General features: G+C 71.3%; 14 protein-coding genes and 2 riboswitches. Of the genes, 8 read left to right on the top strand and 6 right to left on the bottom strand.

Translation table 11 applies throughout. From position 1 onward, the window contains the following. Positions 1-14: 14 nt before the first annotated feature. Positions 15-148: riboswitch (cobalamin riboswitch) on the bottom strand. 268 nt (positions 149-416) lie between these two features. The 3 genes from ACFY2L_RS02980 to ACFY2L_RS02970 all read right to left on the bottom strand — a co-directional run bounded on the left by ACFY2L_RS02980 (position 417) and on the right by ACFY2L_RS02970 (position 2,534). Further along, complete coding sequence (locus tag ACFY2L_RS02980) at positions 417-860, bottom strand: hypothetical protein (RefSeq protein WP_390655606.1); 444 nt, start codon at positions 858-860, stop codon at positions 417-419. A 90-nt stretch (positions 861-950) separates the two neighbouring features. Beyond that, a complete protein-coding gene (locus ACFY2L_RS02975; RefSeq protein WP_390655607.1) occupies positions 951-1,385 on the bottom strand; it encodes a nuclear transport factor 2 family protein in 435 nt (144 codons plus the stop codon). A 105-nt stretch (positions 1,386-1,490) separates the two neighbouring features. Further along, entirely contained in the window at positions 1,491-2,534 is a 1,044-nt protein-coding gene (locus tag ACFY2L_RS02970) for an MBL fold metallo-hydrolase (protein ID WP_390821319.1), read from the bottom strand. A 222-nt stretch (positions 2,535-2,756) separates the two neighbouring features. On the opposite strand from ACFY2L_RS02970, the gene ACFY2L_RS02965 reads away from it, so the two are divergent. The 3 genes from ACFY2L_RS02965 (at position 2,757) to ACFY2L_RS02955 (ending at position 5,074) form a co-directional block, all read left to right on the top strand. Next, on the top strand, positions 2,757-3,200 hold the full coding sequence (locus ACFY2L_RS02965) for a nuclear transport factor 2 family protein (protein WP_390821318.1): 444 nt from the start codon (positions 2,757-2,759) through the stop codon (positions 3,198-3,200). Positions 3,201-3,379: 179 nt separating this feature from the next. Then, on the top strand, positions 3,380-4,837 hold the full coding sequence (locus ACFY2L_RS02960) for an aldehyde dehydrogenase (RefSeq protein ID WP_390821694.1): 1,458 nt from the start codon (positions 3,380-3,382) through the stop codon (positions 4,835-4,837). Between the two features lie 3 nt (positions 4,838-4,840). Then, positions 4,841-5,074: a ferredoxin gene (locus ACFY2L_RS02955; protein WP_390655610.1), complete on the top strand. Its 234-nt coding sequence runs from the start codon at positions 4,841-4,843 to the stop codon at positions 5,072-5,074. Positions 5,075-5,140: 66 nt separating this feature from the next. After that, positions 5,141-5,316: riboswitch (TPP riboswitch) on the top strand. Positions 5,317-5,349: 33 nt separating this feature from the next. Here ACFY2L_RS02955 and ACFY2L_RS02950 read toward each other — a convergent pair. Then, on the bottom strand, positions 5,350-5,970 hold the full coding sequence (locus ACFY2L_RS02950; protein WP_390655611.1) for a TetR family transcriptional regulator: 621 nt from the start codon (positions 5,968-5,970) through the stop codon (positions 5,350-5,352). A 221-nt stretch (positions 5,971-6,191) separates the two neighbouring features. Between ACFY2L_RS02950 and ACFY2L_RS02945 the strand changes: the two genes are divergently transcribed. The 3 genes from ACFY2L_RS02945 to ACFY2L_RS02935 are packed head-to-tail and all read left to right on the top strand — an operon-like array spanning position 6,192 to position 9,399. Then, positions 6,192-7,577 (top strand): glycosyltransferase family 4 protein, encoded by a 1,386-nt coding sequence (locus ACFY2L_RS02945; RefSeq protein ID WP_390821317.1) that lies wholly within the window; start codon positions 6,192-6,194, stop codon positions 7,575-7,577. Continuing rightward, positions 7,571-8,332 (top strand): class I SAM-dependent methyltransferase, encoded by a 762-nt coding sequence (locus ACFY2L_RS02940; RefSeq protein ID WP_390655613.1) that lies wholly within the window; start codon positions 7,571-7,573, stop codon positions 8,330-8,332. Before ACFY2L_RS02945 ends, ACFY2L_RS02940 begins: the two co-directional genes overlap by 7 nt. Beyond that, positions 8,329-9,399, top strand: coding sequence for a prenyltransferase (locus tag ACFY2L_RS02935; RefSeq protein ID WP_390821316.1), 1,071 nt, complete (start codon positions 8,329-8,331; stop codon positions 9,397-9,399). Before ACFY2L_RS02940 ends, ACFY2L_RS02935 begins: the two co-directional genes overlap by 4 nt. A gap of 106 nt (positions 9,400-9,505) precedes the next feature. On the opposite strand, the gene ACFY2L_RS02930 is transcribed toward ACFY2L_RS02935, so the two are convergent. Then, positions 9,506-9,799, bottom strand: a complete 294-nt coding sequence (locus ACFY2L_RS02930; protein ID WP_390655615.1) for a hypothetical protein — start codon at positions 9,797-9,799, stop codon at positions 9,506-9,508. 148 nt (positions 9,800-9,947) lie between these two features. Between ACFY2L_RS02930 and ACFY2L_RS02925 the strand changes: the two genes are divergently transcribed. Beyond that, complete coding sequence (locus ACFY2L_RS02925; RefSeq protein ID WP_390821315.1) at positions 9,948-10,418, top strand: hypothetical protein; 471 nt, start codon at positions 9,948-9,950, stop codon at positions 10,416-10,418. Then, positions 10,405-11,187, top strand: coding sequence for a hypothetical protein (locus ACFY2L_RS02920; RefSeq protein WP_390655618.1), 783 nt, complete (start codon positions 10,405-10,407; stop codon positions 11,185-11,187). Before ACFY2L_RS02925 ends, ACFY2L_RS02920 begins: the two co-directional genes overlap by 14 nt. 18 nt (positions 11,188-11,205) lie before the next feature. Here the strand turns inward: ACFY2L_RS02920 and ACFY2L_RS02915 are convergent, their stop codons facing one another. Further along, positions 11,206-12,216, bottom strand: a complete 1,011-nt coding sequence (locus tag ACFY2L_RS02915; protein ID WP_390821314.1) for an LLM class F420-dependent oxidoreductase — start codon at positions 12,214-12,216, stop codon at positions 11,206-11,208. Positions 12,217-12,246: the final 30 nt, after the last annotated feature.

Below are 12,246 nucleotides of genomic sequence, written 5' to 3'. Positions count from 1 at the left end.
GGCTGCCGCGCACGTGAGCCGGTCAACGTCCGCACGGGGCAGTCCGGCTCACCACCGGCGCGGTGGTTCACGGTTGCGGGTCAGCGCCGGAATTGCACCGGCTTCCCCCCGTACGGGTGTGATGACGACGCGGTCACTCTACCCGCAGGTAGCCAGGGCCCTGAGGGGTGGCTGTGAGACGTCCGCCGCCACCGGGCCCGCCCCCGCCAGGTTGGGCAGCGCCGTCACCGTCGTCGTCGCCGGGGAAGTCCGTCGAGCCGGCCACGGCCACCCCGCGCCCGCCGTACGCGCCGCCGCCCCGCACCGACCTGGTGAGGGAGCGGCTGGAGGGGCCGACGATGTGAACCTCACCGCCGACGGCTCCAGGACATCGACTGGTGCACCCCGGAGCACGGCGACCCCGCCCGAGGGCGGGTTCAGGACTTGGTCGTCGTCCAGGCGCTGCAGGTGCTGTCGATGACGTGCTTGTTGTGCCACTCACCGGCGCACACCCGGAGCTCGAGGAGGTATCCCTCGTGGAGATCCTTGTTCTGGTACCGGTAGGTCTGGAAGCCGGCGGTGTTCCAGATGGTTCCCTGCCGGATGGTCGCCTGGCTCTCGGGGTAGATGCTGCGCCAGACGACGAGGGTCGCGTGCCCGTCCTTCTTCTCGTCGACGATCTCGAACCAGTCCCCGACCTCGCGGAAACAGCCCTTCCCCACGGAGTTGTGGGCGCACTCCGTGGCGGACGGCACACTTCCGTCGAACGGCGTGGCGTCGGCCTCGTCGATCTCGAAGTGGACGGCCGAGGCGTTGCCGATCGTGAGCAGGGTCGCGGCGGCGATACCACCGAGGACAGTGCCAATGCGTGCTGCGAGCAACGTAGTTGATCCTTTGACGGTTATTCAGCTGAGACCCTGTGAGTCTAGAGCTGCCCGGTCTCGCGTGCCGGGCGAGGGAGCCCAGGGGGTCTACAGACGCGGCGTGGGGCGGTCGCACGGCAGGCGCAGGGTGCGGGCCGCGAGCAGCCAGGAGCCGTCGGGGGTGCGGCGCAGGGTGTCCTCGTAGTGGCCGATCCCCACCGGGGCAGAAGCTCGGGCCGCGGAGGCGTCCACGCGGTACGTGGTGAAGTACGACGTCGCCCTCGCCGTGTCCGGGGACGTCACCTGGACGTGGACGTCGGCCATCAGGCGGCGGGCGTGGCGGTCGGCGGGGCGGGAGCCGAAGTGGGCGCGCAGGGCGGCGCGGCCCTTGACCAGGCGTTCGCCCTCGGGCCAGGTCCACGTGCCGTCCTCGGTGAACAGCTCGGCCACGGAGCCGGGTTCGCCGAGGTCGAGACGGCGGACGAGGTCGAGGAGCAGACGCTGGCAGGCGCGTTCGGCGAGGAGCTGTGCGATCGGGTCCATGGGTGTCGCCACCTGAGGGTCCGGGAGGGGTGTGGGCAGCACCGTAGGACCGTCTCGTGAACGCCGTGGTTCGCCCTCGTGAACGGCACCGCTCACAGCGGACCTTCACACCGCCACGTACGTCACCGGATCGCTCCCCGCCACCGCCTCCGCGTGCCCCAGTTTCACCAGCCGCCGCAGATGGGCCTCCGCCTCCGAGACCGCTATGTTCCGCGAGCCGTAGGGGATCTGCTCCCAGGGGCGGTTCCACTCCATGCGTTCGGCGAGCTGCCAGGGGGTGAGGGGAGCGGCGAGGAGGGTGCGGAGGCCGGCCAGGCGGGCCTCGTGGTGGGTGAGCAGCTCCCGGACCCGGGCCGGGGCGTCGGTGAAGGCGTGCTGATGGGCCGGGAGGATCTCCGCGGGGGCGAGGCGGCCGACGCGTTCGAGGGAGTCGAGGTAGTCGCCGAGGGGGTCGGTGACGGTGGTGTCGTCGGGGTCCTCGTACAGGCCGATGTGGGGGCTGATCTCGGGAAGGAGATGGTCGCCGGAGAACAGACGGCCGTGGCCCGTCAGTTCGGCCGGGTGCTCCTCCTCCAGATGGAGGCAGACATGGCCGGGGGTGTGGCCGGGGGTCCAGATCGCGCGCAGCCGGCGGCCGGGCAGGTCGAGCAGTTCGCCGGGGACGATCTCGCGGTCGGGGAGGGCGGGGGAGAGCCCGGGAAGCGTACGGCGCCGGGCCGTGCGCAGAGGGGCGATGTGCTCGTCGGGTGCTCCCGCGGCGGTGAGCTTGTCCGCCATGTACGTGTACCAGCGCTCGGCGCGCGTCTCACGGGTCCGCCGCACGATCGACGCGTCCGCCGCGTGCATCGCCACCCACGCCCCGGACGCCTCCCGCACCTTGCCGGAGAGGCCGTGGTGGTCGGGGTGGTGGTGGGTGATGACGACCCCGTGGAGGTCGGTGACCGGCGTGCCGCAGGCGGACAGTCCCGTGGTCAGCGCGTCCCAGGAGGCGGGGTCGTCCCAGCCGGTGTCGACCAGGACCGGTCCGCGGTCGGTGTCGACGACGTACACGAGGGTGTGGCCGAGCGGGTTGTCCGGGATGGGTACCCGGAGCGAGCGGACGCCGCCGCCGTGGTCGTACACCCGGGGATCGCCGCTGCTGCTCGTCATCTGCCCTCCGTCCCAAGGCCCTTGCCCACTATAACCAGAACTGATGGAGTGTCAGATCAACCAGGGGGGAAGCTTTGTGTCGTCTGCCTGAGCGGGACTTTGGGCCGGTCGGCGTCGAAGCCCTCGGCAGGTCTGTGCTGCCGGCCGGGACGGTCCGCGGTGCGGGCCCGCGGCGGGCGACAATGATCGTTGGCTGTCTGTGCGTCCTGCTTGGGGGGTCTGGTGAGTCTGAGTCCGCGCGAGGTGTTTCTCCGGCTTGTTCATGGGGTCGCCGACGGGAACTCGAGCGAGTTGCCCGATCTGTACGGCGAGGTCACCGATGTCCGGCACCCGATGGCGACGCCGGAGTCCGAGCCGCTGACGAGCCGGCGTGCGCTCCGGGAGCACTTCACGGTGCCGCCGGAGGTCCGGGCGTCCTTGCCGAAGAGGAGTGTCGTCGACGTCGTCGTTCACGAGACCGCCGATCCCGAAGTGATCGTCGCGGAGTTCGCCTACGCGTTCACGTTGCCGGACGACTCCACGGCCAAGGTGCCCTGCGTCTTCGTCATGCGTGTGCGGGACGGCCAGATCATAGAGTCACGCGACTACATCGACCCGATCCGTACGTACACGGCTCGCGGGGACCTCGACCGCCTCATCGCCTCGTTGCGCAAGGACGTTTCCTGACCCCGCGCTTCCCGGGGCGGGCTGCCCGGACCTTGCGTCGACGACCGCCGCGCCACGGCGGCCCCATCGGCAAAACCGCTGGTGGGAGCCTGATCGGTCCCGGCCCTGGCTTAGTTCCACCGGAACTGGTATCAGTTTCTGAAACACCGTCAGAAACGATGCAGACGAAGGCAGTGGCCATGGCCGAGCTCGTGGAACACGGAAAGCTGTTCATCGGCGGAGCGTTGACGGACCCGCTGGGCGATGCCGTCATCGAGGTGATCTCGCCGCACACCGAGGAGGTCATCGGACGGGTGCCGCACGCCTCGGCGGCCGATGTCGACCGGGCCGTCGCCGTCGCCCGGCGGGCGTTCGACGAGGGGCCCTGGCCCCGGCTCCCGCTCGACGAGCGGATCGAGGTCGTCACCCGCATCAAGGACGGGATCGCCCTGCGCCACGAGGAGATCGCCCGTGTGATCTCCTCCGAGAACGGCTCCCCGTACTCCTGGAGCGTCCTCGCGCAGGCCCTCGGCGCGATGATGGTGTGGGACGCGGCGATCACCGTCGCCCGGAGCTTCCCCTGCGAGGAGCGGCGCGACGGCGTGCTCGGGAAGATCCTCGTACGGCGCGAGCCGGTCGGCGTGGTCGCGGCCGTCGTCCCCTGGAACGTCCCCCAGTTCGTCGCCGCGGCCAAGCTCGCGCCCGCGTTGCTCACGGGCTGCTCGGTGATCCTCAAGCCGTCGCCCGAGTCGCCGCTGGACGCCTACATCCTGGCCGACATCGCGCGGGAGGCCGGCCTGCCGGAGGGAGTGCTGTCCGTCCTCCCGGCGGACCGCGAGGTGAGCGAGTACCTGGTCGGACACCCCGGCGTCGACAAGGTCTCCTTCACGGGCTCGGTCGCGGCCGGGAAGCGGGTCATGGAGGTGGCGGCCCGCAACCTCACCCGGGTGACCCTGGAGCTCGGCGGCAAGTCGGCGGCGGTCGTGCTGCCCGACGCGGACCTCGGCGCGGCGGTCGCCGGCATCGTCCCGGCCGCCTGGATGAACAACGGGCAGGCCTGTGTGGCCCAGACCCGCATCCTCCTCCCGCGCTCGCGCTACGACGAGTTCGCCGACGCCTTCGCCGCGGCGGCGAGCGCCCTCGTCGTCGGTGACCCGCTGGACCCGGCCACCCAGGTGGGCCCGCTGGTGGCCGAGCGGCAGCAGCGCCGCAACCTCGACTACATCCGCATCGGCCAGGAGGAGGGGGCGAAGGTCCTCACGGGCGGCGGGCGCCCGCCGGGCCTGGACCGCGGCTGGTACGTGGAGCCGACCCTGTTCGGCGACGTCGACAACTCCATGCGGATCGCCCGCGAGGAGATCTTCGGCCCGGTGATCTGCCTCCTCCCCTACGGCGACGAGTCCGAGGCCCTGAAGATCGCGAACGACTCCGACTACGGACTGAGCGGCAGCGTGTGGACGGCCGACGTGGCGCACGGCGTCGAGGTCGCGAGGCAGGTCCGTACGGGGACGTACTCCGTCAACACCTTCAGCCTCGACATGCTCGGCCCGTTCGGCGGCTACAAGAACTCGGGGCTGGGCCGGGAGTTCGGGCCGGAGGGCTACGGCGAGTACCTCGAACACAAGATGATCCACCTGCCCGCCGGCTGGGAGGGCTGAGCGATGGGGGATCGCTGGCACGTGGACGTCGACCGGTCCCTCTGCATCGGTTCCGCCCAGTGCGTCCACCACGCGCCGGCCGGCTTCCGCCTCGACACCGCCCGCCAGTCCCACCCGGCCGACCCGGACACGGACGCGAACGAGCGGGTGCTGGCGGCGGCGGAGAGCTGTCCGGTGGAGGCGATCACGATCACCCTGGTCGGGAGCGGGGAGGCGGTGTTCCCGCCGGAGGACTGAGCGCCAAAAATCTTGGCTTCGGGGGGTTCCATCCCTCTCTGTCCGCCTTATCCTGGAAGTGGCCTACGAGGCGAGTGAGGGAGTTCGACCGGAGTAGCCGACTTGGGCGAGACGCGAGAGCATCCGCCGAGGCCGACGTCGACGGTCGGGCTGAGAGGCCGGAAAGCAGCAGTCGGGCTGGATGGCGACCCCCAATACCTGATCCGGGCAATACCGGCGAAGGGAACCCGTCTCGTAGGTTCTTCCGTGTGCGCGCCGGCCGCGTCGGACCGCCCCTATTCCTGCCCGTGCGGGTCCGTCACGTCGATCAGGCGGCACACCGTCTCGATGTCGATCCGCACCTGTGCGATGGACGCGCGGCCGGAGAGCCAGGTGATCAGGGCCGAGTGCCAGGTGTGCTCGATGACGCGCACCGCCGAGAGCTGCTCCGGGGTGGGGTCGGTGAGGCCCATCGCGTCCAGGATGATCGCCGTCGTCTGGCGGGAGACCTGGTCGACCTCGGGGGAGACGCTGCGGTCGGCGAAGGTCAGGGCGCGGACCATGGCGTCGGCCAGATGCGGCTCGCGCTGCAGGGCGCGGAAGGCGCGCATCAGGGTCTCCGCGACGCGCTCCGCCGGCCGCTCGCCCGACGGGGGCTTCTTCCGCAGGATGCCGTGCATCTGCTCCAGCTGGTCCTGCATGGTGGCGACCAGCAGATGCACCTTGGAGGGGAAGTAGCGGTAGAGCGTGCCGAGGGCGACCTGCGAGGACTCGGCGACCTCCCGCATCTGCACCGCGTCGAAACCGCCCCGGCTGGCCAACTGCGCGCTCGCGTGCAGGATGCGCCGGCGGCGGGCCTCCTGCCGCTCCGTGAGAGGGGACGAGGCGGGGCGCCGGGGGGTCTCTTCCGCAGACATGGGTCCCGTTCCGTGACAGTCGGTGAGGGTCGGTGATCACACAGCATGGCAGGGCCGGCCGGGCGCGGTGGGTCGTGGCGCGAATCACCTGATCCACTTCTCCCAGCACATCTACCTGCCGGTAGATTCAGAGCCTCCCGAACGATCAAGTCTGAAACTTGTTCTACATTAGCGTCCCGTCGTAGTCTCGCGGGACATCGCAGGCAGAAGGGGGCCCCGGAGTGACCGCTGAGGCCAGTCAGGCGGGGTCTGGGCATGACCTCGCTGCCGACGGCGAGCGACCGCTCAACATCGCGCTCCTCACCTATAAGGGGAACCCGTTCTGCGGGGGCCAGGGCGTCTACGTACGGCATCTGTCCCGTGAGCTCGCGCGCCTCGGTCACCGGGTGGACGTCATCGGTTCGCAGCCGTATCCGGTGCTCGACGAGGGCCACGACGACCGGCTCTCCCTCACCGAGCTGCCCAGCCTCGACCTCTACCGCCAGCCCGACCCCTTCCGCACCCCCCGGCGCGACGAGTACCGGGACTGGATCGACGCGCTGGAAGTCGCGACGATGTGGACCGGCGGCTTTCCCGAGCCCCTGACCTTCTCCCTCCGCGCCCGCCGCCATCTGCGCGCCCGGCGCGGCGAGTTCGACGTCGTGCACGACAACCAGACGCTCGGGTACGGACTGCTGGGCGACGTCGGCGCGCCGCTCGTCACCACCATCCACCACCCCATCACCGTCGACCGGCAGTTGGAGCTGGACGCCGCCGAGGGATGGCAGCGGCGGTACTCCGTGCGCCGCTGGTACGCGTTCACGCGGATGCAGAAGCGCGTCGCCCGCCGGCTGCCCTCCGTGCTCACCGTCTCCGGCACCTCCCGCCAGGAGATCGTCGAGCACCTCGGCGTCCGTGACGACCGTATCCACGTCGTCCACATCGGCGCCGACACCGACCTGTTCTCGCCCGACCCGTCCGTGGCCGTCGTGCCGGGCCGGATCGTGACCACGTCCAGCGCCGACGTGCCGCTCAAGGGCCTGGTCTACCTCGTCGAGGCGCTGGCGAAGGTGCGCACCGAGCAGCCGCACGCCCACCTCGTCGTCGTCGGCAAGCGGCCCACCGAGGGGCCGGTCGCCCAGGCCGTCGAGCGGTACGGCCTCGAAGGCGCCGTCGAGTTCGTCAAGGGCATCTCCGACGCCGAACTCGTCGACCTGGTGCGCTCGGCGGAGGTCGCCTGCGTGCCGTCGCTGTACGAGGGCTTCTCCCTGCCCGCCGCCGAGGCCATGGCCACCGGGACACCGCTCGTCGCCACCACCGGCGGGGCGATCCCCGAGGTCGCCGGACGGGACGGCGAGACCTGCCTCGCCGTCCCGCCGGGCGACGCGGGCGCGCTCGCGGCCGGACTCGGCCGGCTCCTCGCCGACCCCGCCCTGCGCGCACGGCTCGGCGCGGCCGGGCGGGAGCGGGTGCTGCGGAACTTCACCTGGGCACGCGCGGCCGAGGGGACCGTGGCCCGGTACCGCGAGGCGATAGCCGGGGGTGCCCGCCGGCCGGCGGACAGGGTGCCCGAAGATGTTGACGTTGTAACCCAAGCATCCGATCGCGAAAGCAGGGCCACGTGCTGACCGTCGACTTCTCCCGGTTCCCGCTCGCCCCGGGCGACCGTGTCCTGGACCTCGGTTGTGGAGCCGGCCGGCACGCCTTCGAGTGCTACCGGCGCGGTGCCCAGGTCGTGGCCCTCGACCAGAACGGCGAGGAGATCCGCGAGGTCGCCAAGTGGTTCGCGGCGATGAAGGAGGCCGGCGAGGCACCGGAGGGCGCCACCGCCACGGCCATGGAGGGGGACGCCCTCGCGCTGCCCTTCCCCGACGAGTCCTTCGACGTCGTCATCATCTCCGAGGTCATGGAGCACATCCCGGACGACAAGGGCGTCCTCGCGGAGATGGTCCGCGTGCTCAGGCCCGGCGGACGGATCGCGATCACCGTCCCGCGCTACGGCCCCGAGAAGGTCTGCTGGGCGCTGTCCGACGCCTACCACGAGGTCGAGGGCGGGCACATCCGCATCTACAAGGCGGACGAACTCCTCGCCAAGATCCGCGAGGCGGGACTGAAGCCGTACGGCACCCATCACGCCCACGCGCTGCACTCGCCGTACTGGTGGCTGAAGTGCGCGTTCGGCGTGGACAACGACAAGGCGCTGCCGGTGCGGGCGTACCACAAGCTGCTGGTCTGGGACATCATGAAGAAGCCCCTCGCCACCCGGGTCGCCGAACAGGCGCTGAACCCGCTGATCGGCAAGAGCTTCGTCGCCTACGCGACCAAGCCGCACCTGCCGCACCTGCCGAACGTGTCCGCGAAGACCGGGGCGGCCGCCAAGTGACCACCCCCCGGACAGAACACCTGGTCCTGCCCGGGGTCCTCACCGCCGAGCAGGCCGCCGAAACCGTCGCCGGCATCCTCGCCGTACAGCGTGAGGACGGGGCGATCCCGTGGTTCCGGGGCCACCACCTCGACCCGTGGGACCACACCGAGGCCGCGATGGCCCTGGACGCGGCAGGCGAGCACGCGGCGGCCGAGCGTGCCTACCTGTGGCTGGCCCGGCACCAGAACGAGGACGGCTCCTGGTACGCGGCCTACGCCGACGGGGACTTCGACGACGTCACCGACCGGGGCCGCGAGTCGAACTTCGTCGCCTACATCGCCGTGGGCGTCTGGCACCACTACCTCTCGACCGGCGACGACACCTTCCTGGACCGCATGTGGCCGTCCGTCCACGCGGCCGTCGAGTGGGTCCTGCGGCTCCAGCAGCCGGGCGGCCAGATCGGCTGGCGGCGCGACGACGACGGCACGCCCACCGCGGACGCGCTGCTCACCGGCTCCTCCTCGATCCACCAGGCGCTGCGCTGCGCGCTGGCGATCGCCGAGCAGCGCGAAGAGCCGCAGCCGGACTGGGAGCTGGCGGCGGGCGCCCTCAGGCACGCCATACGGCGTCACCCGGAGCGGTTCCTCGACAAGGACCGCTACTCCATGGACTGGTACTACCCGGTGCTGGGCGGCGCGTTGACGGGCGCGGACGCCAAGTCCCGGATAGAGGAGGACTGGGAGCGGTTCGTCGTCCCCGGGCTCGGCGTGCGCTGTGTCGTGCCCAACCCGTGGGTCACCGGCGGGGAATCGGCCGAACTCGCCCTGGCCCTGTGGGCGATGGGCGAGTCCGACCGGGCCCTGGAGATCCTCCAGTCCATCCAGCATCTGCGGGACACCGAGTCCGGGCTGTACTGGACGGGGTACGTGTTCGAGGACGAGGTGGTCTGGCCCCGGGAACTGACCACGTGGACGGCGGGATCGCTGCTGCTCGCCGTCGCCGCGCTGGGCGGCCACGAGGCCACCTGCGCGGTGTTCGGCGGCGAGCACCTGCCGACGGGCCTGGACCCGGACTGCTGCGAGTAGCCTCCGGCGAGCGAGGGCGTTCGAGAACCCCGGTTGCTCTGCCGGATGGTGGGTGCGGGCCGTCCGTGGCTGGTCGCGCAGTTCCCCGCGCCCCGGAAACGGCGTCTCAGTGCCGGTGGACCCGGTTGGCGATCGCGTGGCCCACGAACAGGTACACCACGGCCGCCAGGCCGTAACCGGCGACGACCCGCGCCCACGCCTCGTCGAACGTGAACAGGTCGTGCGACCAGCCCGCCAGCCAGCGGGCCGCGTCATGGACGAACTGGACGAAGTCGTTGCCGCGGTTGGCGCCCAGCAGGTACATGAGAATCCACAGGCCCAGGATCAGGGCCATGACGTCGGCCACGACGGCGATGACCGTCCCGGCCTGGTTCGCACCGTTGCGATATCGAGGGGACATGCTCGACGGGTATCCCCTGCCCCGCGTCCGAAACCCGCCCTGCGAGGGGGCGTCATTTCACCGCCGTTGGCGTGGAGTTATGCGTTCCGGGGGACATTGTTCGAAGGGGTCCTTGATGATCCTGCCCCCTTGAGTGGCAGGAGGGCCGTTGTCCGACACCGGAAGACCCGCGATCGAGGAACCGAGGCTCACCACCCGCCGGGTGCGCCGCCGCCGCGTCCCGCGGCACGTCCTCGTCGCGCTGCCGCTCGCCCTCGCCGGACTGATCTCGCTGCTCGTCTCCGGCAACACCCTCAGACCCTTCGAGCACATCACCACGCTGGACGCGAAGATGGCCTCCAAGTCGGACTTCTTCAAGGACCCCGAGGTGCGCCGGCTGTTACTGCGGCACGGCATCCGCGTCGACATCCACCGCCTCGGCTCGCGCGGCAGGGAGTTCCTGCGCCGGCACGCACAACTGGGGCCCGCCGCCGACGCGGTGCCCACCTTTCCCGTCCAGTTCGGAGAGGCCGATGCCAAGGCGCTGCGCAAGGCCGCCACCGCCACCGGCGGCCGGATGGTCGACGCCGGCCTCTCCTCGCTCTCCGACGCGTTCAAGGAGATCCGTGGGTGTCATTGACGGTCAGTGGTGGAGCCTGTGGTGGCCCTGGGTGGCCGTCTGGGCGGTGACGGCGGCGGCGTGCGCCGTGCTGGCGCGCCACGCCCTGCAGCGGATGGGGTGGCTGCGCCGCCGCCGGCGCGACGGCGGACGCACCGTCCAGGGCATGTGCTTCTTCCTGCACAAACCCCGGGTCATGGACCTCTACGAGTACGGCGGCTTCTCCGCCGCCCTGGAGGCGGAGGTCGCCGTCCGCACCAACGTCAACGCGGGGGTCGGACTGTTCACCCGGCTGTTCGGCGGCCTGTTCGGGGCGCACCGGGACGCCACCAGGGAACGCGTCACCGCCTACATCCAGCAGAGCACGCCCATCACCGTGATCCGGCTGCTGATGGACACCATGCGCAAGGAGGACGCCGTCGTCCACGCCGACCTCACCACCGGTGTCGTCACCCCGAACCGGGCGCTCGCCGACCGCCTGGCCGAACAGGGCGGCGAGGGCCGGGTGCCGCTGACCGCCATCGGCGTCGCCACGGCGTTCGTCTCGGTCACCGGCCTGTTCACCGCGCGCCGTGCCGAGAACGGCGACATCGTGCTGCGCGCCCAGTACGGCGGCGGCGACCCCGCCGCCCAGGTGCGGATCACCTGCGAGGCGGCCGGGGTCCGCGAGGGCTTCCAGAACGCCGAGTACTTCACCGGCGAGTTCCAGGCCCGCTGCCTCGGCAAGGTACCGACCTGGAACCGCGAACGCGGGGAACTGACGCTGAACCCGATCGCGATCTTCCTCTGAACGCTCCTGCGGCACGCTCTACGCGTTGAGTTCGGCCAGCACCCGCAGCGTGTCCGGGTCCGGTGCCACGACCAGCAGGTCCGTCACCGGGCCCTTGCGCCACGACTCCAGCCGCTCCGCGATCCGCCCCCGCGGGCCGACCAGCGAGATCTCGTCGGCGAACGCGTCCGGCACGGCCAGCACGGCCTCCTCCCGCCGCCCCGCCAGGAACAGCTCCTGGATCCGCCGCGCCTCCTCCTCGTACCCCATGCGGCCCATCAGATCGGCGTGGAAGTTGCGGGTGGCGTGCCCCATGCCGCCGATGTAGAAGCCGAGCATCGCCTTGACGGGCAGCAGCCCCTCGGAGACGTCGTCACAGACCCTGGCCCGGACGAGGGGAGCGACGACGAACCCCTCCCGCAGCTCGCTCACCCCCGGCCCGTAGGCGTCCGGACGGTTCGGCGACCAGTACAACGGCAGCCACCCGTCGGCGATCCGCACGGTCTGCGCCACGTTCTTCGGACCCTCGGCCCCGAGCAGCACCGGCAGACCGGCCCGGAGCGGGTGCGTGATGGACTTCAGCGGCCGCCCGAGCCCGGTGCCGTCCGGCCCCCGGTAGGGGTGGGAGTGGAACCGCCCGTCGAGCTCCACCGGAGCCTCCCGCGCCAGCACCTGCCGTACGACGTCCACGTACTCCCGGGTCGCGGTCAGCGGCGACTTCGGGAACGGGCGCCCGTACCAGCCCTCCACGACCTGCGGGCCCGACAGACCGAGCCCCAGCGTCATCCGCCCGCCCGAGAGATGGTCCAGGGTGAGCGCGTGCATGGCGGTCGTGGTGGGGGAGCGGGCCGCCATCTGCGCAACCGCCGTCCCCAGCCTGATCCTTGAGGTCCGCGCCGCAATCCAGGTCAGCGGCGTGAAGGCGTCCGACCCCCAGGACTCCGCCGTCCACACCGAGTCGTACCCCAGCCGCTCCGCCTCCCGCGCCAGCTCCACCTGGCCGGGGGCGGGGCCGCGGCCCCAGTAGCCGAGCGCGAGACCGAGCCGCATGCCTGCCTCCTGACGATCCGTCAGATACGG

This window comes from Streptomyces sp. NPDC001381 (assembly GCF_042895685.1).
GTDB lineage: Bacteria > Actinomycetota > Actinomycetes > Streptomycetales > Streptomycetaceae > Streptomyces.
This window is presented reverse-complemented; position numbering and strand designations above follow the sequence as displayed.